We start from the raw sequence: 20,374 nt of genomic DNA on the forward strand, positions 1-20,374 counted from the left end.
GCATCTGCGGCTTGGCGATCTATGCTGTGAGCAACGATAATACAGCGGGGCGGCATGGGTTTCGACAACTGGGATGAAGTACGGACGGCCTTTCAGGTCGCACGGCTGGGAACGGTGTCCGGCGCCGCCGAGGCGCTCGGGGTGCACCACGCCACCGTCATCCGCCATGTCGACGCGCTGGAGCGGCGGCTGGGAACCAAGCTGTTCCAGCGGCACGCCCGCGGCTACACCCCGACCGAGGCCGGGCGCGATCTTCTGTCCGTGGCCCAGACCACCGAAGAGCAGTTTGGCCAGCTTGCCAGCCGCATCCGCGGTCAGGGCGAGATGGTGGCGGGTGAACTGGTCATCACCGCCATCACCGGCGTCGCCGAACTCGTCATGCCCGTGCTGGCCGATTTCCAACAGCAGCACCCGGCACTGACGGTGCGCTTCCTGTCAGATATGCGCATCTTCCGGCTGGATTACGGCGAGGCGCATGTCGCCATCCGCGCCGGCGCCGCCCCCGAAGAGCCGGACAACGTCGCCCAGCCGCTGGCGCGCATCCGCAGCGGCCTCTTCGCCTCGCGCGATTATATCGAGCGTCATGGCATGCCCGACGGGCTGAACGACATGATGGCGCATCGCTTCATCACCGCCGAAGGCCCGATCTCCCGCGCGCCGTTCCATCGCTGGCTCACCAGCGAGGTGCCCGCCGACCGCATCCGCGTGCGCGTCTCCGAAAGCCGGGCGCTGGAGGCGGCGGTCACCAGCGGCGCGGGCATCGGCTTTCTCACGACATTCCAGACGGCCGGGCGCGACGATCTGGTGGAGGTGCTGCCCCCCCGCCCCGAATGGGACGCCCCGCTTTGGGCCGTCACCCATGTGGACCTGCACCGGACGCTGAAGGTGCAGGCCTTCCTTCAGCATCTGAAGGCGGCGGCCCGCACTTGGACGTGAAGAGTTGCGGGTTGCATAGCCCGCAGCGGGCCGCCACAGTGGCCCGAGTGCCAGAACAGGATCCCGCCCCATGACCGCCGACGACCCGGCCCCCACGCGCCGCCGCCTGTCCGAGGTGCTGGAGGAGATCGCCCACGACACCACCCGGCACCGCATTTCCATCGCCGATCTGATCGAGGCCATGGCCGGGCGGGCCTTCGGGGCGCTGCTCCTGATCTTTGCGCTGCCGAACGTGCTGCCGACACCGCCGGGCACATCCGGCATCCTCGGCCTGCCGCTGATCTTTCTGGCGGCGCAACTGATGCTGGGCCGTGCGCCATGGCTTCCGGCCTTCATCGCCACCCGGTCGATGGAACGGACCGCCTTCGCAGCACTGGTCGGAAAGATGACGCCCATCCTCGGCCGGGCCGAAAAGCTGCTGGTGCCGCGCCTGCCCATGATGATCGGGCCGGCCACCGAACGCTTCGTCGGGGCGGCGCTGTTGATCCTTGCGCTGGTGCTGGCGCTGCCGATCCCGCTGGGGAACATGCTGCCCGCCCTTGCGATGACGATCATCTCGCTCGGCATGCTGGAACGCGACGGGCTGTGGGTGATCGTCGGGCTGCTGGTGGGCATCCTGTCGCTGGTGATCGTCTGGGGCGTCGTCTGGGCGCTCGTGGCGGGGGCGATCTTCCTGATCCAGAACGCCTTTTAAACGCTGCGCCGGGCGCGCAGCGCCGCGCCGATCGTGCCATCGTCGAGATAGTCCAACTCTCCGCCCACCGGCACGCCCTGCGCAAGCGAGGTGACGCGCACCCGCCCCTCCAGACGTTCGGCGATGTAATGGGCGGTGGTCTGCCCATCCACGGTGGCGTTCAGCGCAAGGATCACCTCGCTCACGCCCTCATCGCTCACACGGTCGATTAGGGCGGGAATGCGCAGATCCTCCGGCCCCACCGCGTCCAGCGCCGAAAGCGTGCCGCCCAGAACGTGATAGCGCCCGCCGAAGGCGCGCCCCCGCTCCATCGCCCAGAGGTCGGCGACATCCTCCACGACGCAAATCTCGCCATTGGCGCGCTTTTCGTTCCGGCAGATGTCGCACAGATCGGCATCGCCGATATTGCCGCAGCGCACGCAGTCGCGCGCCTTCAGCGCGACCTCGGCCATGGCTTGGGCCAACGGGGCCATCACCTGCCCCCGCTTCTTCAGCATCAGGAGCACCGCCCGCCGCGCCGATCGCGGCCCGAGGCCCGGAAGCCGGGCCAACAGGTCGATCAGCGTCTGGATGTCACCCGAAGCTTCGGCCACGTCAGAAGGGCAGCTTCATGCCCGCCGGCAGGCCGAGGCTTTCGGTCATGCGCGACATTTCCGACTGCATCCGCTCGGCCGCGTTCTTCTGTGCGTCCTTGATGGCGGCAAGGATCAGATCCTCCACCACTTCCTTCTCCGAGGCGACGAAGATCGACGGATCGATATCCAGCCCCGTCAGATCGCCCTTGGCGGTGCAGCGCGCCGTCACCAGCCCCGCGCCGGACGTGCCGATCACGATGGTCTGGGCCAGCTGCTCCTGCATCTCGGCCATCTTGGTTTGCAGGTCCTGTGCCTGCTTCATCATCTTGGACATATCGCCCAAGCCACCCAGTCCGAACATCGTCATTCCTCCTCGAAGGGGTCCCATTCATCTTCGACTTCCGGCAGCGCCTCGGCGGCGGCATCGGCCACCGGCGCGCGGATCTCCGCGATCTCGGCCCCCGGAAAGGCGGCGAGGATCGCCTGCACGATCGGAAGGCGCGCGGCCTCGGCGCGGGCGGCATCCGCCTCCACCGCCTGCTGTTCGGCGATGGTCGGCGCGCCGCCATTGGCCACAACCGACACGCCCCAACGCTGGCCCGTCCAGCCCTGAAGCCGCTGCGCCAGCCGCGAGGCCAGATCGCGCGGAGCGGTCGGGCCCGGCTCGAACTCGATGCGGCCGGGCTGATAGCTGACGAGGCGCAGGTTGTTCTCCACCTCGTACAAAAGGGTCATGTCCCGCTTTTCGCGGATGATGCCGACGACGCTCTCGAACGTCGCGGGCAGCGCCTGCGCCACCGTGCCGCCCCCGACCGCGCGGGCCATGCGCCCGCCCCCGCCGCCCTGCGGCGCCGCGCCCGGCGCGGGGGCAGCATGGGTCGGCTGCGGCAAGGATTGGATGCGGCGGATCAGCGTTTCGGGGTCCGGCAGATCGGCGACATGGGTCAAACGGATGATCGCCATCTCGGCGGCCATCATCGCGTTCGGGGCCGCAGCCACCTCCTCCAGCGCCTTCAGCAGCATCTGCCATGCCCGCGTCAGCACCCGCATCGGCAGGGTGCCCGCCATCTCCAGCCCGCGCGCGCGTTCGTCGGGCGAGGTGGTGGGATCCTCGGCGGCTTCGGGGGTGATCTTGATGACGCTGATCCAATGCGTCACCTCGGCCAGATCGCGCAGCACGGCCATCGGATCGGCCCCATCGGCATATTGCGCGGCCAGTTCGGCCAAGGCGCCCGCCGCATCGCCCTTCATTACCAGATCGAACAGGTCCAGCACCCGGCCCCGGTCGGCAAGGCCCAGCATGGCGCGCACCTGATCGGCCGTCGTCTCCCCGGCGCCGTGGCTGATCGCCTGATCCAAGAGACTCGTCGCATCGCGGGCCGACCCTTCGGCCGCCCGCGTGATCAGCGCCAGCGCGTCATCGGCGATCTCAGCCCCCTCGCGCCCGGCAATGCGGCGCAGCAGGGCGATCATCACCTCCGGCTCGATCCGTTTCAGATCGAACCGCTGACAGCGCGACAGGACGGTGACGGGAACCTTGCGGATCTCGGTCGTAGCGAAGATGAACTTCACATGGGCGGGCGGTTCCTCCAGCGTCTTCAGCAGCGCGTTGAACGCGCTGGTCGACAGCATGTGAACCTCGTCGATGATATAGATCTTATAGCGGCCCGAGGCGGCGCGGTAATGCACCGATTCCGTGATCTCGCGGATGTCGTTCACCCCGGTACGCGAGGCGGCGTCCATTTCCATCACGTCCACATGCCGCCCCTCGGCGATGGCGCGGCAGGCATCGCAAACACCGCAAGGATCGGTCGTCGGCCCGCCCGTGCCGTCCGGCCCGGTGCAGTTCAACCCCTTGGCGATAATCCGCGCCGTCGTCGTCTTTCCGGTCCCGCGGATGCCGGTCATGATGAAGGCATGCGCGATCCGGTCCGCAGCGAACGCGTTCTTCAGCGTCCGCACCATCGCCTCCTGCCCGACGAGGTCGGCAAAAGTCTCGGGGCGATACTTGCGGGCCAGCACCTGATAGGCGGCGGCGGGGGTGTCGTTCATCGTCATGTCCCGGATTCGGATCCGCCTCAACCTAGGCACGGCACCCGGTTTCGTCCACCCTTGCCAGAGGCGGCATTTGGCTGTAACTGAAGCGCGATGCCTCTATAGCTCAGCTGGTAGAGCGGCTGATTTGTAATCAGCGGGTCGGGAGTTCGAGTCTCTCTGGGGGCACCATCCACTCAACGTTTCCGGGACGGCTTGGCACGCGCCGCCGCCGCCAGAAGATCGGCCTCGCTGCCGATGGCATCCGCAGCCGAAACCGTGCGCCCCCGTACGTCGAAACCGCAGGTTTCCTCGGCCCAGAGCACGTCGGCCGCATGCTTTTTGATATGCGCGTTCACGAGGTCTTCGGTCAGCGCGAATTTCGTGCCCTTCACATTCCGCAAGCGCGTCTTCAGAGCCGTGCGCATCTCCACCTTGCTGCGCATCGGAAGATGCGGGCCGACGAATTTGTTGAAGGCATAAAGCGCGCCAAGCGCCTCTGCCGACAGGGCCTCGTTCTGGGACACGTCATCCTTGGCCAAATCCTTCGCCCCCACGCGCGAGCAGAAGTCCGAAACGGGGCTGCCCCCGACCAGATCTTCGCGTGTAAAGCGGACGAAGGTGATGCTGTCCCGGCCGAAATGTTCGATGAAGGCTTGGAAGCGGCGCTTGTAGGTCGGATCGGGGACGAAAAACTTCATCTGCCCCGCCTTGATCCGCTCCTGCATCTGGCTGGCGGCCAGCGACGCAAGGGGGCGGACATAGATGATGACCTGCACCCGATCGAAATGGCCGCGCAGAAAATCGGCCATCGCGCCGATCTCCTCGGCGTTCAGGTGATCGACGATGGCCTCGCTCGACAGAATCAGATCGCCCGGCTTCTTGACCTCCCGCTCCAGACGACTGCGATGCTTGGTCACCTCTTCGGCCACCCGCGCCGCCGAATACTGCCGGTTGCGGAAGATGTAGAACTTCTCGGGCTTCGCAGCGAAACAGGACACGAGGGGCGTACCGTGGTTCGAATGCCCCAGATCCGCATAGCGCAGCGTGTCCGAGGCATAGCCGTGGAACGCGTTCTGGATTGACGTCGATCCGGTCTTCGGCATCCCGGCATGAAGATAGCAAGTGCGCATGTCGTGTCCTGTCTTGACGGCGGACACGCCTTCACCCGCGCCCGCACCGCGCAGCCTTATATCGAACACAGGTCTGGTGCCAACGCCTTCTGAGCGGATCGGCGGCTATCCCTCCAATCCCTCCACAAAGCGTATCATCTGCGGCAGGCATAACGTGTCGAGGTCGTAGCGTTCAAGCACAAGTTGTCTTGCCGCCGCGCGAATGGGGCGAAAACGCTCGGGATCGGCCAGCGCCTCGGTCAGGGTGCGCGACCATGCGGGTACGTCGAAGAAATCGACCAAGAGGCCGGTTTCCCCATGGGTGATCGCCTCGCGCACCGGGGCGGTGTCCGAACCGACGACCAGCGCGCCGACCGACATCGCCTCCAGCATCGACCAAGACAGAACGAAGGGATAGGTCAGATAGGCATGGGCGCGGCTGACCTGAAGCAGATTGCGGAACCGGTCATAGGGAATATTCCCAAGGAAATGCACGCGCGACAGGTCCAGCCGGTCCTGCACTTCGGAGAGGAAACGCTCTTTCCAGCTGCCTTCGGGCGGGGCGGTGCCATAGCTGACGCCGTCGCCGCCGACGATCAGCACCTGCGCATCGGGCCGGGCGGCCATCACCTCGGGCAAGGCGCGCATGAAGACGTGATAGCCGCGATAGGGTTCGAGGTTGCGGTTCACGAAGGTCAGAACCTCGTCGCCCGGGGTCAGAACGCGGCCATCGGGCAATTCGAACCGGGCGGCGGGGTCGGGCTTCATGACGCTGGTGTTTACGCCGTCATGGATCACCTTCACCATCCGGCGCAGCGACGGCGGGAAGGTGCCGGCCTGCCAGTGCGTGGGCGCGACGCCCGCTTCGGCATGGACCAGCGATTGGGCAAGATGCGCGGCGCGGCTTTGCGCGATCAGGCCCGATTCGAAGGTCAGGGTGCCGAATTCGGGATCGAAGCCGATATCCGTCCCCTCCCCCTTGTAATAGAACTCGGCATAGATCAGCAGGCGCGCCTCGGGCCAGACCTGTTTCAGGAACAGCGTCTCCCCCCAGCCGGAATGGCCGAAGATGACATCGGGCACATAGCCGTCGTTGCGCATGCGCCGGGCGGCGCGGGCCACCGTCACGCCCCGATCGCTGACCTGCGTGAAGGTGCGCCCCAACCGCGTGGCGGCCGGATCGACCGTTTCGGGGGTGTAGCGGTACATGACCGATGGCACGGGCGAGGTGCGCTGGTTCGTGGAATCGGTCAGCGCGCGCACGTCATGGCCCCGGCGGCGCAGCGCGGGGGCCAGATGCACGAACTGCGCGGGGAAGTTCTGGTGGACGAAGAGGATCTTCATGACAGGGCCGCCTCCAGAAGCGCGCGGGTGTAGGCGGTGGCGGGCGCGGTGAAGACCTGTTCGGCCTCGCCCTCTTCGATGACATCGCCGGCGCGCATCACCATGATGCGGTGCGAGAGCGCCCGCACCACGCGCAGATCGTGGCTGATGAAGAGATAGGCAAGGCCGTGCCGCCGCTGCAATCCGCGCAGCAATTCCACGATCTGCACCTGCACCGTCATATCGAGCGCGGAGGTCGGCTCATCCAGCACCACGAGCCGGGGGCGCAGGATCATCGCCCGCGCGATGGCGATCCGCTGGCGCTGCCCGCCCGAGAATTCGTGCGGATAGCGCGACATCGTCGCCGGATCGAGGCCGACCTCGGCCATGATCTCCGCCACCATCGCGTGCCGGTCCCCGGCGGCGCCGTGCACGCCAAGGCCCTCGGCGATGATCTCCTCCACGGTCATGCGGGGGGACAGGCTACCGAACGGGTCCTGAAAGACCACCTGCATGTCCTTGCGCATTCCCCGCAGCGCCCGTGCGCGCGCGCCCTGAATGTCGCGGCCCAGAAAGACCACGGGGCCTTCGCTGTCGATCAAGCGCAGGATGGCAAGGGCGAGCGTCGTCTTGCCGGAGCCGCTTTCCCCCACGATGCCCAGCGTTTCGCCGGCGCGGACCGACAGGCTTGCGCCGTTCACCGCCTTCACATGGCCCACGGTGCGGCGCAGCAGCCCGCCTTGGATCGGGAACCAGACGCGCAGATCCTTGGTCCGCAGCACCTCGGGCGCGGCGGCGGGCAAGGGATCGGGGCGGCCCGTGGGTTCGGCAGCCAGCAGCTTGCGCGTGTAGGGATGACGCGGATCGGCGAAGATGTCGGCAGTGCGGCCCTGCTCCACGATCTCGCCGTTCTGCATGACGCAGACGCGGTCGGCGATGCGGCGCACCACGCCCAGATCGTGGGTGATGAAAAGAAGGCTCAGCCCCTCGCGCGTTTTCAGATCGGCCAGAAGCTCGAGGATCTGAGCCTGAATGGTCACATCGAGCGCGGTGGTGGGTTCGTCCGCGATCAGCAGCTCGGGCCCATTGGCCAGCGCCATCGCGATCATGACCCGCTGCCGCTGCCCGCCCGAAAGCTGGTGCGGATAGGCCCCGAGGCGGCTTTCGGCATCGCGGATGCCCACCTTTTCCAGCATCTCGAGAGCGCGGGCACGGGCCGGTGCCCCCCGCAGGCCCTGATGCAGCCCGATGCTTTCGACCAGTTGCTTTTCGATCGTGTGCAGCGGGTTCAGCGAGGTCATCGGCTCTTGAAAGATGAAGCTGATGTCGTTGCCCCGCACCGCCCGCAAGGTACGGGCCGGTGCGCCCACCATCTCGCGCCCCTGATAGCGGATGGAGCCGCTCACCTCGGCACTGTCGCCCAGAAGCTGCACGGTGGAGAGCGCGGTCACGGATTTCCCCGACCCGCTTTCCCCCACGAGGGCCACCGTCTCCCCCTTGCCGACGGTGAAGGACACGCCGCGCACCGCGTGATGGGTCGCGGTTTCCTGACGAAAGCGGATGTTGAGGTCGGTCACCTCCAGCACGGTCATTTGAAGGTCTTTCTGGGGTCGAAGGCGTCGCGCACCCCCTCGAAGATGAAGACGAGGAGCGAGAGCATGATGGCGAAGGTGAAGAAGGCGGTGAAGCCCAGCCACGGGGCCTGCAGGTTCTGCTTGGCCTGAAGCGTCAACTCCCCGAGCGAGGGCGCCGAGGACGGCAGCCCGAAGCCAAGGAAATCGAGCGCCGCGAGGCTGCCGATCGCCCCGGCGATGATGAAGGGCAGCATGGTGACGGTGGCGACCATCGCGTTCGGCAACACATGGCGGAACATGATCCGCCCATCGCTGACCCCAAGCGCCCGCGCCGCCCGCACATATTCGAAATTGCGCGCCCGCAGGAATTCGGCCCGCACCACGCCCACCAGCGCCGTCCAGCCGAACATCACCGACAGGATCACCAGCGACCAGAAATCCAGCCGCCAGATCGCGCCCACGATGATGATGACATAGAGCATCGGGGTGGAGGACCACAGCTCGATCAGGCGCTGGAAGGTCAGATCCACCCAGCCGCCGAAATAGCCCTGCACCGCGCCCGCCGCGATCCCGATGACCGAGGTCAGCAGCGTCACCACCAGCGCAAAGCCGACCGAGAGGCGGAAGCCGTAGATCACCCGCGCCAGCACGTCGCGCGCCGTGTCGTCCGTGCCCAGCCAATGCTGCGCATCGGGCGGCGACGGGGCGGCGCGGCCAAGGTTGTTCACCGTGTCGTAGCTGTAGGGGATGGGCGGCCAGAGCAGCCATCCCGTCTCCACCGCCGCGCCGTCCACGGTGCCGCTGGTGCGGGCTTCTGCCATGGCGCCGTCCGGATCGTCGAAGCACGTCTCGGACCCGCCCGTCACGATCAGGCACTGCACCTCGGGGGCGCGGTAATCGGCTTCGGTGCGGAAATCGCCGTTGAAGGCGGTTTCGGGATAGAAGCTTGTGACCGGCGTCATCCAATGCCCGCGATAGCTGACGAGGAGCGGTTTGTCGTTGGCCACGAATTCGGCGCAGAGGGCGATGGCGAACAGCACCGCAAAGATGCAGAGCGACCAGAAGGCCCGGCCATTCGCGCGGAAATTGCGCCAGCGGCGCTTGGTCAGCGGGCTCATCCACGGCTCCCGAAATCGATGCGCGGGTCGATCCAGACATACATAAGGTCCGACACCAGTCCCACCACGAGGCCGATCAGGCTGAACACGAACAGCGTGCCGAACACGACCGGATAATCGCGGCCCACCGCCGCCTCGTAGGCCAGCCGCCCCAACCCGTCGAGCGAGAAGATCGTCTCGATGATGAGGCTGCCGCCGAAGAAGACGCTGACGAAGACCGCCGGGAACCCCGCCACCACGATCAGCATCGCATTTCGGAACACATGGCCATAGAGCACCCGCCGTTCGGTCAGGCCCTTAGCGCGGGCGGTCATCACATACTGCTTCTTGATCTCATCGAGGAAGCTGTTCTTGGTCAGCAGCGTCAGCGTGGCGAAGCTGGCGATGGTGGAGGCGAGGACCGGCAGCGCGATGTGCCAGAAGTAATCCCCGACCTTGGCCAGCGGTCCGAGCTCGGCCCAATTGTCCGAGGTCAGCCCCCGGATCGGGAACCACTGGAAATAGCTCCCCCCCGCGAACAGCACGAGGAGCAGGATCGCGAACAGAAAGCCCGGAATGGCATAGGCCACGATCACCAGCGCCGAGGTCCATGTGTCGAACCGCGTGCCGTCGCGCGTCGCCTTGGCGATGCCCAGGGGGATCGACACCAGATAGGCGATCACCGTCGACCACAGGCCGAGCGTGATCGACACGGGCATTTTCTCCAGCACCAGATCCACCACGGAGATGGAGCGGAAATAGCTTTCCCCGAAATCCAGCCGCAGATAATTGCCCATCATCAGCAAGAAACGCTGCAAGGGCGGTTTGTCGAAGCCGAATTGGCGTTCGAGATCGGCGATGAATTCGGGCGGCAGGCCGCGCGATCCGACATAGGTCGTCCCCGTCAGGCCCGAGGTCACGTCCGAGCGGACGGCATCGCCCTGCCCGCCGGTGACGCCCTGCAGAACATCGCCCTGCCCTTCCATATTGGCGATGATCTGTTCGATCGGGCCGCCCGGTACGAACTGCACCAGCGCGAAGTTGATGATCATGATGCCCAGCAGAACCGGAAGGATCAGCAGCAGGCGGCGAAGAACATACGCTCCCATTCAGGCGGCCTTCGTCGACCACCAGAAATCAAGCTGGCCCAGCGCATAGGGCGGCAGCGTGTCCGGTCGGCCATATTCGTTCCAATAGGCCACCCAGAACCGGCCCAGATACCATGTCGGGACCATGATCCGTTCGTAGCGCAGCACCCGGTCCACGGCGCGCACGCCGGCGGCCATCTCCTCTTCGGTGTCGGCATTGACCACGCGTTCGATCAGATGGTCCACCGCGGGGGAGGCAAAGCCCGCCGGGTTGAACACATCCTCCTTGGCGTCCGAGCCAAAGCGCTGGGACAGGCCGATCCCCTCTTCGGCGGAGTTGCCGTAGGCGTCGTAGATCATGTCCCAGTCGAAGGCACGTTCGCGGCTGGTATATTGCGCCGGGTCCACGCGCCGATAGCTGGCATTCACGCCCAGCGCCTTCAGGTTGTCCACATAGGGGATGACATAGCGGTCCATCTGCGGATCCTGCGTCAGGAACTCCACCACGAGGCCCTGCCCGTCCTTCATCAACTGCCCGGTCGCATCGCCGGTCCAGCCCGCATCCTCCATCAGCGCCAGCGCCGCGCGCAGATTGCGCCGGTCCAGCTGCCGCTCGCCCGACGTATGGGGCATCACCGCAGGTTCGGTCAGGATTTCGGCCGGAAGCTGGTCCGCGACCTCCTGCAAAAGCTCCAACTCGCGCCCCTCGGGCGGGCCGGACGCGGCAAGGTCGGTGTTCTGCCAGAAACTTTCGCGCTGCTGGAAGAGGCCGTATTGCAGCGTCGCATTCGTCCATTCGAAGTTGTACATCAGCGACAGCGCCTGCCGCACCCGGCGATCCTGAAACTGCGGGCGGCGCAGGTTGAACACGAAACCGCTCGCCGCCGGCATGGACCCATCGGGAAGCTCTTCCTTGATCACGTCGCCGCGTTGCAGCGCGGGGAAATCGTAGCCCGTCGCCCATGTGATGGAGCTGTTCTCCTGCCGGAAGGTGAATTGCCCCGCCTTGAACGCCTCGAAGGCGGCGGAGGTGTCGGCGAAGAACTCCACCCGGATGGTCTCGAAATTGGCGCGGCCCTGCATCAGCGGCAGATCGCGGCCCCAATAGTCGGGATTGCGGCGCAGGGTGATGCGGCGGTTCACGTCCCAGCTGTCGATCATCCACGGCCCGGACCCCGGCGAGGTTTCGAACCGGCTTTCGTCCAGCCGCGCGCCCGTGCGCTCATACCACGCCTTGGACCAGATCGGCACGCCCCCCGCCTGCGAGATCAGGTTCTTGCGCGGCACCCCATCGGCAAAGACGAAGCGGACGGTGTGATCGTCGATCGCCTCGGCCACCGGGATCAGCGCCTTGACCGCCTGCGCATAGGAGGGCAGCCCCTGCTCCAGCAGCAGATAATGGCTGAAGACCACATCCTGCGCCGTGACCGGCGTTCCGTCCGAGAAGGCGGCCTCGGGGCGCATGTGGAAGATCACCCAGTCCTGCGTCTCGGGGTATTCGATCTCGCGGGCGACGAGGCCGTAACCGGCGCTGATTTCGTCGGCGACATCGCCCAGAAGGCTCTCATAGGGGAGCGCCGAATAGGCCGGTGCCCGGCCCACGCGGGCATAGGGGTTGAAGCTGTCGAAGGTGCCCTGCGACCAGACCGAGATCTCGCCCCCTTTCGGGGCGTCCGGGTTGACGTAATCCAGATGCGCGAAATCCGGCCCGTATTTCAGATTGCCGAAGGTGGAGAAGCCATGCGCCCGGATGATCCGCGACGGATCGCCCGCAGGCTCCTGCGCGGCGGCGGGGGCCGGGATCAGGTTCGGATAGGCCAGCGCGAAGGCCGACATGCCGAAACCCCCAAGCATGCTGCGGCGCGACAAGATCATCCCGTATCCCCTTCGTTGTGGTCGCGCGATGCTAACCCCGCCCGGGCACCAGCCTCAAGGCGCGAATGTGTGAGCCGCGGGCCCCCGCTCATCGCGTTTCGTTCAGATAGGCGATCACGTCCGCCCGGTCCTGCGCCGAGGGAAGCCCCGCGAACGCCATCTTCGTGCCGGGCGCAAAGCCGCGCGGATTGGCCAGAAAGGCCGACAGACGCTCCACCGTCCAAGGCGCGCCGTCCATCGCCCGCAGCGCGCCCGAATAGGCATAGTCCGGGACCGAGGCCGCCGGACGGCCCACGACCCCGTCCAGATGCGGGCCGATGCCGTCCGCGCCGATCCGGTGGCAGGCGGCGCAGCGGGTGAAGACCTGCCGCCCCCGCTCCGCATCGCCTGCCGCCAGCGTTTCGGGCGGCGGGGCGGCGGGGGGGTCGGGCCGGGTTTGCGCGGCGGGTACCTGCCCCGGCGCCGGGCGCGGGGCATAGACCTCCACCGCGGCCCAGTTCAGGCACAAGAGCGCCAGAAGGGCGCCGGAACCCGCCGCGATCCACTGCGTCAGACTGCCCATGCACCCCTCATCCGTATCGGCCCCACTTAAAGGCTTCCCCGGACCCGTCGCAAGCGCTACTCACGAAGGCCAGACACTCGGGGGGAAGACACATGGCCGCACGCATCGCATTCCAAGGGGAGCTCGGCGCCTATTCGCACGCCGCCTGCCGCACCGCGCGGCCCGACATGGACGTGCTGCCCTGCCCCACCTTCGAGGATGCGATCGAGGCTTGTCTGTCGGGCCAGACCGACCTTGCGATGCTGCCGGTGGAAAACTCCACCTATGGCCGCGTGGCCGACATTCACGCGCTGCTGCCCAATTCCAGCCTGAAGATCATCGACGAAGCGTTCGTCCGCGTCGAAGTCGCCCTGATGGGCCCCACTGGCGCGACGCTTTCGGGCGTGCGCCACGCCATGAGCCATGCCGTCCTTTTGGGCCAAGTGCGCGGCTTTCTTCGCGAACACGGCATCCGTACGCTGACGGGGGCCGATACCGCCGGTTCGGCCCGGATCGTGGCCGAACGCGCCGATCCGGAACTCGCCGCCCTCGCCCCGCGCCTCGCCGCCGAGATCTACGGCCTTCAGATCCTTGCCGACGGGGTGGAGGACAATGCCGACAACACGACGCGCTTCCTGCTTTGCGCGCGCGAGGCGGACCTGTCGCGCCGCGCCGAGCGGATGGTGACGACCTTCACCTTCCGCGTGCGCAACATTCCGGCCGCGCTCTACAAGGCGCTGGGCGGGTTTGCGACCAATGGCGTGAACATGACCAAGCTGGAAAGCTATATGGTGGGCGGGGCCTTCGTCGCGACGGAGTTCTATGCCGATATCGAAGGCCACCCGGACGATGCCAATGTGAAACTGGCGCTGGACGAGCTGGCCTATTTCACGACCAACATCTCCATCCTCGGAACGTATCCCCGCCGCCGCCCCTAGGGGCGATCAGCGCGGCGCGGCGGCGCGGCGCAGCCGGTCGTTGATTGCGCGGCCAAGGCCCGTCTGGGGCACCGGCGCGATGGCGATGGTGCCACCCTCTCCGGCCAGATCATCGGCGGCGCGCAGCAGGTGAAAGAGGTTCGCCGCCGCCTCCACCAGATCGCCCGAGGGCGAGAGGTTCAACGCCTCCGGCCCCGGACCGAAGCCGATCCCAACCTCGCCCGCGGCGGCGCGCGCCTCCAGCCGGACGCGCCCGCGCGGCGCGTAATGGGACAGAAGCTGCCCCGGAGCCGAGGGCTTTGCCGCATCCCCCCCGGTGGCCAGCGGCCCCAGAATCGCCTCAAGCGCCTCTTGCGGGATGCCACCGGGGCGCAGCAGCACGGGCGCATCCACAAGCCCGAGGATCGTGGATTCGACCCCGACGGCGCAAGGTCCGCCATCCAGAACCGCCTCGATCCGGCCGGCCAGCCCGTCCATCACATGCGCGGCCCGCGTCGGGCTGATCCGCCCCGAGGGGTTGGCCGACGGCCCCGCCAGCGGCCCGCCGAAGGCCCGCAGCAGCGCCCGTGTCACCGGATGGCCCGGCACCCGCACGGCCACGCTGTCCAGCCCCGCCGTCACCAAGGGCGACAGCCCCGCATCGGGGCGCAGCGGCAGAACGAGCGTCAGCGGCCCCGGCCAGAACCCGGCCAGCCGGTCGAAACCCTTCGGCAGGCGGGCATAACGGTCCACGGCCTCGGCGTCGGGCAGATGCACGATCAGGGGGTTGAAGCTGGGCCGACCCTTGGCCTCGTAGATGCGGGCGACGGCGCGGTCGTCGCGCGCATCGCCCCCCAGCCCGTAGACGGTTTCGGAGGGGAACCCGACGAGCCCGCCCGCCCGCAGGATCGCGGCGGCGGCGCCGATACCGGCGTCATCGGCAGAAAGAAGGGTCGTGTCCATGGGTGGCCTTCGCAACACACCTTCTCGCTACCCCCGGCGCGGCGCGGGCGCAAGCGTGACTCCGCCCCGCAGGCGGGCTACACCTTCCGGCGCGGGCGTTCCGCCCATCCGACAGCCGGAGCCTTCATGCGTAATCTGATCCTCTGCCTTCTGGCGCTTTGCAGCCTTGCCGCCTGCGCCGAACCCAAATGGGCGCCCGACGCCGCCGTCACCCGTGCGGCCTATCACAGCGACGATCCCCCCTCGATCACCCTGTTCACGGTGGTGCGCCGATCGAACGGCAATGGCGGGCATTCGGGCCTTCTGATCAACGGCCGTCAGCGCATCCTGTTCGACCCTGCGGGCACCTTCCAGCACCCCCAATTGCCCGAACGCAACGACGTCATCTATGGCATGAACGACAAGATGGTCGATTTCTACATCGACTATCACGCCCGCGAGGAATGGGATGTGGTGGAACAGACCATCCCCGTATCCGCAGAGGTGGCGGAGATGGTCGCCCAGCGCGCGCAGAACTGGGGCGCCGTCAGCAAGGCCCATTGCGCGCGGTCGATCACCGGCGTTCTGGCCGGGGTGCCGGGGTTCGAGGGCCTTGGCCGGACATGGTTCCCCGCCACGCTGATGGAACGGTTCCGCACGTTGCCGGGCGTTCAGGAACGCCGCATCACCGACGCCACGGCCCGCAAGGATTACGGCGTGGAACTGGTGGCCCCCGGCGATCCGCGCGCGCAGTTCCCCGCCTTCTAAAGCAGCCAGAGCAGGCCATAGAGCACCGCCGCCCCGCCGAGGATGCCCGCAAGGACGTTGCGCGTCCACAGGCCGACCGCCACCGTGGCGATGGCGGCGGCCAGCCGGGCGGGGTCGGTCTCTCCGCCCGTCGCGGCGGGCCAGAGCACCATCGGCGCGACGAGGCCCGGCAGCACGGCTACGGGCGTATAGCGCAGCAGACGCAGCGCAAGGGGCGGAAACTCACCGCGCAGCGCAAGGAAAGCGTAGCGCAGCAGGAACGTCCCCGCGCCCAGCACCAGCATGACGAGCCACAGGCGCACCGGATCCGTCATGCCTGTGCCCCCCGCCGGCTCTGCCATGTCTCCACGGCCGCGCCCGTGGCCATCGCCATCAGCGCCGCAACCAGAAGCCCCGTGCCGAAGGGCAGCCCCGCCAAGAGCAGCGACGCCGCGATCGACACGAAACAGGCCGCGACATGCGCCAATGTCCGCAGCAGCGGCGCCAGCATCGCGATGAAGGTGATGGGCAGCGCGAAATCCAGCGCGAAGGCGGGCGGGATCGCCGATCCGGCCAGCGCCCCGATCACCGTGCCGACATACCAGAGCCCGACCATCACCGTCGCACTGCCGAAATAGAACGGGATCAGGCGGGTCGTGCGCGGCCCGGTCTCGGCCTCGGCCATGGTCAGGGCAAAGCTCTGATCGGTCAGGGTATAGGCGGCAAGGATGCGCTGCCACCGGCTGGCGTCGCGCAGATGCACCGACATCGCCGCCGAATACATCAGAAAGCGCAGATTGACCGCCAGCGACATCACCAGAATGATCAGCACCGGCGCATGATCCTGAAGCTGCTGGAGCGCGACGAACTGCGCCGCCCCCGCCACCACCAGCACCGAGAAGGTCAGCACTTCCAGAAGGTTCAGCCCCGCCTCGGTCCCGACGATGCCGAACAGCAGGGCAAAGGGGGCGATGACAAGGATGAAGGGCGACGCCGCGGCGATCCCCCGCAGGTAATCGCGTGGAATGGTTGGCATGGCTCCTCCGCGCTTTACGCCCTCGCTTGCCCGGCATATTCCCCTGAAGCAGCGGATGCAATCACGCGGAGCGGTCCCCTGCGGCTTGAACACCCCCTGCCCGAAACCTTCCGCGCCGATGCGGCCGCCCTTTACTGGGAGGCGTTCGGCGGCAAGCTGGGCCGCGTTCTCGGCCCGGCGGCGCGGGGGCGCGAGTTGGTGCGCCGCACCCTGCGCCCCGACCATGCCATCGCCATGACCGATCACGGCCGCCTTCTGGGCCTGTGCGGGTTCAAGACCGTGCAGGGGGCGTTCGTGCAGGCCGATCCGCAGGCGATGCGCGACATCTTCGGGCGCACCGGGGCCGGTTGGCGGCGCGCCGCCCTTGGCCTGTTGCAGCAGGACACCGACAACCGGCGCTTTCTGATCGACGGGCTGTGTGTGGCGGGCGGGTATCGCGGGCGGGGCATCGGCACCGCGCTGATCGCCGCCATCTGCGACGAGGCCCGCACCCGCGGCCATCCGGCGGTGCGGCTCGATGTCGTGGACAGCAACCTGCGCGCCCGCGATCTGTATCTGCGGCTTGGTTTCCACGAGGTGGACCGGGTGCACAACCGGATCGCGGCGCCGATCTACGGATTCGGCGCCACCATCACCATGGTCCGTGCGGTCTAGTTGAAGACGCCCGCGCTGCGCGCCGTCAGCATGAAGGCGCGCCCGGTGCGGCTGTCGGCCAGCGCGCCGATCTCGGCATCGGTGGCGAATTCGGCAAAGGCCTGAAGGCTGCGATCAAAGCTGCGCAGGAAATGATGCACCGCATCGCGGAAGATCTGATCCTCGCGCAGGCGGCCCATGATGGCGCTCAGCGCGGCGCGGTCGTGGATCGCCCCCACCGCCGCAAGGTCGGCCCCGCGTTCCCCGGCGGCAAAGCGCCGCCACAGATCGACGCGCAGCCCGCTCGGCGCAAGCTCGTCGGTGAAGACGCCGTCTTCGGCCAGCAGCATCAGCACATCCTGCGCCGCGCGGATCAGCTTGGCCGCCGCCGGATCGGCCAGCGCATGGCGCAAGGCGTCGATCCCGGCCTCATCCTCTTCGGAATCGGGGAAATCGAGCGCGCGGATGAAATCCTCGATCGTCAGCTCGGACACGTCCTCCGGTTCCTCGAAGGCGAGGCTCGGCTGCTCCTCGGGGCGCAGGACGGGGGGCTGCACCGGGGTGCGCATCGCCTCGGGGCGCGTGGTGGCGCGGGGGGCCGCGCCGGCGCTGTCGAGTGCGGTGCGCAAACGGGCGGTTTCGGCGCGCAGATCGCGCAGCGTCCGCAGCGCCGACACAAGCAGCGCCACCAGACCCAGCGGCGGCGCCAGCAGGAGGATCACCATCAAAAGGCCCGGCCCTTCGCCGTCCGGACGGCTCAGCCACCAGCCAAGGACCAGCAGGATCCAGAACAGGGCCGCAGCCCCGCCCAGCACCTCGGGGGCCGGGCCGGAGCCCGGTCGGCCCAGCGGCCCGAAATCGCGATCGTCATGCTCTGCCATGCGGCCCTCAGATGTAGCGGACAGAGAGGACCTCGTAGCTGCGATCGCCGCCGGGGGTCTTCACCTCCACGCTGTCGCCCTCATCCTTGCCGATCAGCGCCCGCGCCAGCGGCGAGCGCATGTTCAGAAGGCCGTTCTCGATATCCGCCTCGGCCTCGCCGACGATCTGATACGTCTTCTCTTCGTCCGTATCCTCATCCACGAGGGTAACGGTCGCGCCGAACTTGATCGCACCCGAGAGCTTCTTGGGGTCGATCACCTCGGCAAGGGACAGCATGCCCTCCAGCTCCTTGATGCGGCCTTCGATGAAGCTCTGCTTCTCGCGCGCGGAATGGTATTCCGCGTTTTCCGAAAGGTCGCCCAGCTCGCGCGCTTCGGCGATGGCGCGGATAACCGACGGTCGTTCCACCGATTTCAGCGTCTTCAGTTCCTGGTCGAGCGCGGTGAACCCCGCGCGGGTCATCGGGATCTTGTCCATTGGCCTTCACCGTAAAAGCAAAGCCACGGCCCGCGAGGGGGCCGTGACCTTGATGTCCTTCGTCCGTCAGACTGCACAGAGCGCCGCGAGAATTGCAAGCGCCCTGCCCGATTATGCGCGGAACATCTCGCACCCGCGCGGGATTGGCGCGTTGACCTCCTGACGCACCTGCGCCACAAACGCGGATCAGCCCGGGACACGCCCCAAGCCGAGGTACCACGCATGACAGACGCCCCTACCCGCGAATCGATGGACTACGATGTCGTGATCGTCGGAGGCGGCCCGGCGGGCCTGTCGGCGGCGATCCGGCTGAAGCAGATCGATCCCGACCTGTCCGTGGTCCTGCTGGAGAAAGGCTCCGAGATCGGGGCCCATATCCTGTCGGGCGCGGTGCTGGACCCGGTCGGCCTTGATGCGCTGATCCCGGACTGGAAGGCCAAGGGCGCCCCGGTGACGGTGAAGGTCGCCGAGGACAACTTCTTCTATCTGACCGAGACGGGAAGCACCCGCATCCCGAACGGGCCGATGCCGAAGCTGATGAACAATCACGGCAACTATGTCGTCAGCATGGCCAATGTCTGCCGCTGGCTGGCCGAACAAGCCGAAGCGCTCGGCGTCGAGATCTTTGCCGGCATGGCCTGTTCCGAACTCGTCTATGAGGGCGACCGGGTGAAGGGCGTCGTCGCGGGGGAGTTCGGCCTGAACGCCGACCGCACCCCCGGTCCGGGATACGAGCCGGGGATGGAGCTTCACGGCAAGTATGTCCTGCTGGCCGAAGGCGTGCGCGGCAGCCTGTCGCGTCAGGTCATCGCCCGCCACGGTCTGGAATCCGAGCCGCAGAAATACGGCCTCGGCATGAAGGAGATCTGGGAGATCGACCCCGCCAAGCACCGCCCCGGCACCGTCACCCACACGATGGGCTGGCCGCTGGGCAAGAATGCCGGTGGCGGCTCCTTCATCTATCACGCCGAGAACAATCAGGTGCTGATCGGGTTCGTCGTCCATCTGGGATACGAGAACCCGCATCTCTATCCCTATGCCGAGTTCCAACGCTTCAAGCATCACCCCATGGTGGCCGAGCTTCTGAAGGGCGGCAAACGCGTGGCCTATGGCGCGCGGGCGATCACCGAAGGTGGCTGGCAGTCGCTTCCGACGCTGGTGGCCGAGGGTGTGGCGCTGCTGGGCTGTTCGGCGGGGATGGTGAACCTGCCGCGCATCAAGGGCAACCACAACGCCATGCTGTCGGGCATCGCCGCCGCCAATGCCGCCGCCGAGGCGATGGCCGCGGGCCGCGAGGGCGATGTGCTGGACAGCTACGAGACCGCCGTGCGCGAGGGCGCGATCGGGCGCGATCTGCACCGCGTGCGCAACGTCAAACCGCTGTGGTCGAAGTTCGGTCTGGCGGGATCGCTGGTGCTGGGCGGTTTCGACATGTGGACGAACGAACTCTTCGGTCGTTCGATCTTCGGAACGATGCGGCATGGCAAGACCGATGCCGCCGCCACCGGCAAGGCCGCCGATTTCACGCCCATCGACTATCCCAAGCCCGATGGCGTTCTGTCCTTCGACCGGCTGACCAACGTCGCCTATTCCTTCACCAACCACGAAGAGAGCCAGCCCTCCCATCTCGTGCTGAAGGACCCGGCGATCCCCGTCACCTACACCCTGCCCAATTTCGCCGAACCGGCGCAGCGCTACTGCCCCGCAGGCGTCTATGAGGTGGTGGAGGATGCGGACGGCCCGCGTTTCGTCATCAACTTCCAGAACTGCGTGCATTGCAAGACTTGCGACATCAAGGACCCGGCGCAGAACATCGTCTGGACCACGCCGCAGGGCGGTGACGGTCCGAACTATCCGAACATGTAGATCACAACCCCGCGCCCCGGACCTC

Annotated in this window: 21 protein-coding genes and 1 tRNA gene; 7 read left to right on the forward strand and 15 right to left on the reverse strand. The window is 67.2% G+C overall.

The genetic code is table 11. The annotated features are described in order from the left end of the window. Positions 1–54 precede the first annotated feature (54 nt). A complete protein-coding gene (locus GR316_RS06125) occupies positions 55–936 on the forward strand; it encodes a LysR family transcriptional regulator (RefSeq protein ID WP_211783089.1) in 882 nt (293 codons plus the stop codon). 70 nt (positions 937–1,006) lie between these two features. Beyond that, positions 1,007–1,630 (forward strand): exopolysaccharide biosynthesis protein, encoded by a 624-nt coding sequence (locus tag GR316_RS06130; RefSeq protein ID WP_211783090.1) that lies wholly within the window; start codon positions 1,007–1,009, stop codon positions 1,628–1,630. Here GR316_RS06130 and recR read toward each other — a convergent pair. The 3 genes from recR to GR316_RS06145 are packed head-to-tail and all read right to left on the reverse strand — an operon-like array spanning position 1,627 to position 4,257. Next, a complete protein-coding gene (gene recR, locus GR316_RS06135) occupies positions 1,627–2,223 on the reverse strand; it encodes a recombination mediator RecR (RefSeq protein ID WP_211783091.1) in 597 nt (198 codons plus the stop codon). The two genes, GR316_RS06130 and recR, sit on opposite strands and share 4 nt — an antisense overlap. 1 nt (position 2,224) lies before the next feature. Next, entirely contained in the window at positions 2,225–2,566 is a 342-nt protein-coding gene (locus GR316_RS06140) for a YbaB/EbfC family nucleoid-associated protein (RefSeq protein ID WP_211783092.1), read from the reverse strand. A gap of 2 nt (positions 2,567–2,568) precedes the next feature. Beyond that, on the reverse strand, positions 2,569–4,257 hold the full coding sequence (locus tag GR316_RS06145) for a DNA polymerase III subunit gamma/tau (RefSeq protein WP_211783093.1): 1,689 nt from the start codon (positions 4,255–4,257) through the stop codon (positions 2,569–2,571). 98 nt (positions 4,258–4,355) lie between these two features. On the opposite strand from GR316_RS06145, the gene GR316_RS06150 reads away from it, so the two are divergent. Next, positions 4,356–4,431 (forward strand) — tRNA-Thr (locus GR316_RS06150). Between the two features lie 5 nt (positions 4,432–4,436). Here GR316_RS06150 and GR316_RS06155 read toward each other — a convergent pair. The 7 genes from GR316_RS06155 to GR316_RS06185 form a co-directional block, all read right to left on the reverse strand. Further along, positions 4,437–5,372 carry a hypothetical protein gene (locus GR316_RS06155; protein WP_211783094.1) on the reverse strand — a complete coding sequence of 312 codons (936 nt, stop codon included), beginning with the start codon at positions 5,370–5,372 and terminating at the stop codon, positions 4,437–4,439. A 105-nt stretch (positions 5,373–5,477) separates the two neighbouring features. Further along, positions 5,478–6,695, reverse strand: a complete 1,218-nt coding sequence (locus GR316_RS06160; RefSeq protein ID WP_211783095.1) for a glycosyltransferase family 4 protein — start codon at positions 6,693–6,695, stop codon at positions 5,478–5,480. Continuing rightward, the gene (locus GR316_RS06165; RefSeq protein WP_211783096.1) at positions 6,692–8,266 is read right to left on the reverse strand and encodes an ABC transporter ATP-binding protein; all 1,575 of its coding nucleotides are present in this window, start codon (positions 8,264–8,266) and stop codon (positions 6,692–6,694) included. Before GR316_RS06165 ends, GR316_RS06160 begins: the two co-directional genes overlap by 4 nt. After that, positions 8,263–9,366: an ABC transporter permease gene (locus GR316_RS06170; RefSeq protein WP_211783097.1), complete on the reverse strand. Its 1,104-nt coding sequence runs from the start codon at positions 9,364–9,366 to the stop codon at positions 8,263–8,265. Before GR316_RS06170 ends, GR316_RS06165 begins: the two co-directional genes overlap by 4 nt. Further along, positions 9,363–10,454 carry a microcin C ABC transporter permease YejB gene (locus GR316_RS06175; RefSeq protein WP_211783098.1) on the reverse strand — a complete coding sequence of 364 codons (1,092 nt, stop codon included), beginning with the start codon at positions 10,452–10,454 and terminating at the stop codon, positions 9,363–9,365. The genes GR316_RS06170 and GR316_RS06175 overlap by 4 nt, the downstream gene beginning before the upstream one ends. Beyond that, entirely contained in the window at positions 10,455–12,308 is a 1,854-nt protein-coding gene (locus tag GR316_RS06180; RefSeq protein WP_211783099.1) for an extracellular solute-binding protein, read from the reverse strand. 88 nt (positions 12,309–12,396) lie between these two features. Beyond that, positions 12,397–12,870, reverse strand: a complete 474-nt coding sequence (locus tag GR316_RS06185) for a c-type cytochrome (RefSeq protein WP_211783100.1) — start codon at positions 12,868–12,870, stop codon at positions 12,397–12,399. Between the two features lie 92 nt (positions 12,871–12,962). Between GR316_RS06185 and GR316_RS06190 the strand changes: the two genes are divergently transcribed. Beyond that, complete coding sequence (locus tag GR316_RS06190) at positions 12,963–13,787, forward strand: prephenate dehydratase (protein WP_211783101.1); 825 nt, start codon at positions 12,963–12,965, stop codon at positions 13,785–13,787. 6 nt (positions 13,788–13,793) lie between these two features. On the opposite strand, the gene GR316_RS06195 is transcribed toward GR316_RS06190, so the two are convergent. Next, entirely contained in the window at positions 13,794–14,729 is a 936-nt protein-coding gene (locus GR316_RS06195) for an L-threonylcarbamoyladenylate synthase (protein ID WP_211783102.1), read from the reverse strand. A gap of 126 nt (positions 14,730–14,855) precedes the next feature. Between GR316_RS06195 and GR316_RS06200 the strand changes: the two genes are divergently transcribed. Further along, positions 14,856–15,476: a hypothetical protein gene (locus GR316_RS06200; protein WP_211783103.1), complete on the forward strand. Its 621-nt coding sequence runs from the start codon at positions 14,856–14,858 to the stop codon at positions 15,474–15,476. On the opposite strand, the gene GR316_RS06205 is transcribed toward GR316_RS06200, so the two are convergent. Both GR316_RS06205 and GR316_RS06210 read right to left on the reverse strand, forming a co-directional pair. Next, entirely contained in the window at positions 15,473–15,790 is a 318-nt protein-coding gene (locus GR316_RS06205; protein WP_211783104.1) for an AzlD domain-containing protein, read from the reverse strand. The two genes, GR316_RS06200 and GR316_RS06205, sit on opposite strands and share 4 nt — an antisense overlap. After that, on the reverse strand, positions 15,787–16,491 hold the full coding sequence (locus tag GR316_RS06210; RefSeq protein WP_211783105.1) for an AzlC family ABC transporter permease: 705 nt from the start codon (positions 16,489–16,491) through the stop codon (positions 15,787–15,789). The genes GR316_RS06205 and GR316_RS06210 overlap by 4 nt, the downstream gene beginning before the upstream one ends. Positions 16,492–16,689: 198 nt before the next feature. Between GR316_RS06210 and GR316_RS06215 the strand changes: the two genes are divergently transcribed. Further along, complete coding sequence (locus GR316_RS06215; RefSeq protein ID WP_313796938.1) at positions 16,690–17,145, forward strand: GNAT family N-acetyltransferase; 456 nt, start codon at positions 16,690–16,692, stop codon at positions 17,143–17,145. Here the strand turns inward: GR316_RS06215 and GR316_RS06220 are convergent. Together GR316_RS06220 and greA are read right to left on the reverse strand one after the other, a co-directional pair. Further along, positions 17,142–18,005: a hypothetical protein gene (locus GR316_RS06220; RefSeq protein WP_211783106.1), complete on the reverse strand. Its 864-nt coding sequence runs from the start codon at positions 18,003–18,005 to the stop codon at positions 17,142–17,144. The genes GR316_RS06215 and GR316_RS06220 overlap by 4 nt on opposite strands. Before the next feature lie 7 nt (positions 18,006–18,012). Further along, a complete protein-coding gene (gene greA, locus GR316_RS06225) occupies positions 18,013–18,483 on the reverse strand; it encodes a transcription elongation factor GreA (protein WP_211783107.1) in 471 nt (156 codons plus the stop codon). A 222-nt stretch (positions 18,484–18,705) separates the two neighbouring features. Between greA and GR316_RS06230 the strand changes: the two genes are divergently transcribed. Further along, the gene (locus tag GR316_RS06230; protein WP_211783108.1) at positions 18,706–20,349 is read left to right on the forward strand and encodes an electron transfer flavoprotein-ubiquinone oxidoreductase; all 1,644 of its coding nucleotides are present in this window, start codon (positions 18,706–18,708) and stop codon (positions 20,347–20,349) included. The last annotated feature ends 25 nt before the right edge of the window (positions 20,350–20,374 follow it).

Origin of the sequence: Falsirhodobacter algicola, assembly GCF_018279165.1 — a bacterium.
In the GTDB taxonomy this organism is placed as follows: Bacteria; Pseudomonadota; Alphaproteobacteria; order Rhodobacterales; family Rhodobacteraceae; genus Falsirhodobacter; species Falsirhodobacter algicola.

What these genes read in the sequence shown, in the direction of transcription:
- GR316_RS06205 (WP_211783104.1), bottom strand. Translation starts at nt 15,790, where the DNA reads ATGACGGATCCGGTGCGCCTGTGGCTCGTCATGCTGGTGCTGGGCGCG.
- greA (WP_211783107.1), bottom strand. Translation starts at nt 18,483, where the DNA reads ATGGACAAGATCCCGATGACCCGCGCGGGGTTCACCGCGCTCGACCAG.
- GR316_RS06130 (WP_211783090.1), top strand. Translation starts at nt 1,007, where the DNA reads ATGACCGCCGACGACCCGGCCCCCACGCGCCGCCGCCTGTCCGAGGTG.
- GR316_RS06140 (WP_211783092.1), bottom strand. Translation starts at nt 2,566, where the DNA reads ATGTTCGGACTGGGTGGCTTGGGCGATATGTCCAAGATGATGAAGCAG.
- GR316_RS06190 (WP_211783101.1), top strand. Translation starts at nt 12,963, where the DNA reads ATGGCCGCACGCATCGCATTCCAAGGGGAGCTCGGCGCCTATTCGCAC.
- GR316_RS06220 (WP_211783106.1), bottom strand. Translation starts at nt 18,005, where the DNA reads ATGGCAGAGCATGACGATCGCGATTTCGGGCCGCTGGGCCGACCGGGC.
- GR316_RS06165 (WP_211783096.1), bottom strand. Translation starts at nt 8,266, where the DNA reads ATGACCGTGCTGGAGGTGACCGACCTCAACATCCGCTTTCGTCAGGAA.
- GR316_RS06200 (WP_211783103.1), top strand. Translation starts at nt 14,856, where the DNA reads ATGCGTAATCTGATCCTCTGCCTTCTGGCGCTTTGCAGCCTTGCCGCC.
- GR316_RS06145 (WP_211783093.1), bottom strand. Translation starts at nt 4,257, where the DNA reads ATGAACGACACCCCCGCCGCCGCCTATCAGGTGCTGGCCCGCAAGTAT.
- GR316_RS06155 (WP_211783094.1), bottom strand. Translation starts at nt 5,372, where the DNA reads ATGCGCACTTGCTATCTTCATGCCGGGATGCCGAAGACCGGATCGACG.
- GR316_RS06210 (WP_211783105.1), bottom strand. Translation starts at nt 16,491, where the DNA reads ATGCCAACCATTCCACGCGATTACCTGCGGGGGATCGCCGCGGCGTCG.
- GR316_RS06125 (WP_211783089.1), top strand. Translation starts at nt 55, where the DNA reads ATGGGTTTCGACAACTGGGATGAAGTACGGACGGCCTTTCAGGTCGCA.
- GR316_RS06175 (WP_211783098.1), bottom strand. Translation starts at nt 10,454, where the DNA reads ATGGGAGCGTATGTTCTTCGCCGCCTGCTGCTGATCCTTCCGGTTCTG.
- GR316_RS06180 (WP_211783099.1), bottom strand. Translation starts at nt 12,308, where the DNA reads ATGATCTTGTCGCGCCGCAGCATGCTTGGGGGTTTCGGCATGTCGGCC.
- GR316_RS06170 (WP_211783097.1), bottom strand. Translation starts at nt 9,366, where the DNA reads ATGAGCCCGCTGACCAAGCGCCGCTGGCGCAATTTCCGCGCGAATGGC.
- GR316_RS06195 (WP_211783102.1), bottom strand. Translation starts at nt 14,729, where the DNA reads ATGGACACGACCCTTCTTTCTGCCGATGACGCCGGTATCGGCGCCGCC.
- GR316_RS06185 (WP_211783100.1), bottom strand. Translation starts at nt 12,870, where the DNA reads ATGGGCAGTCTGACGCAGTGGATCGCGGCGGGTTCCGGCGCCCTTCTG.
- GR316_RS06160 (WP_211783095.1), bottom strand. Translation starts at nt 6,695, where the DNA reads ATGAAGATCCTCTTCGTCCACCAGAACTTCCCCGCGCAGTTCGTGCAT.
- GR316_RS06230 (WP_211783108.1), top strand. Translation starts at nt 18,706, where the DNA reads ATGACAGACGCCCCTACCCGCGAATCGATGGACTACGATGTCGTGATC.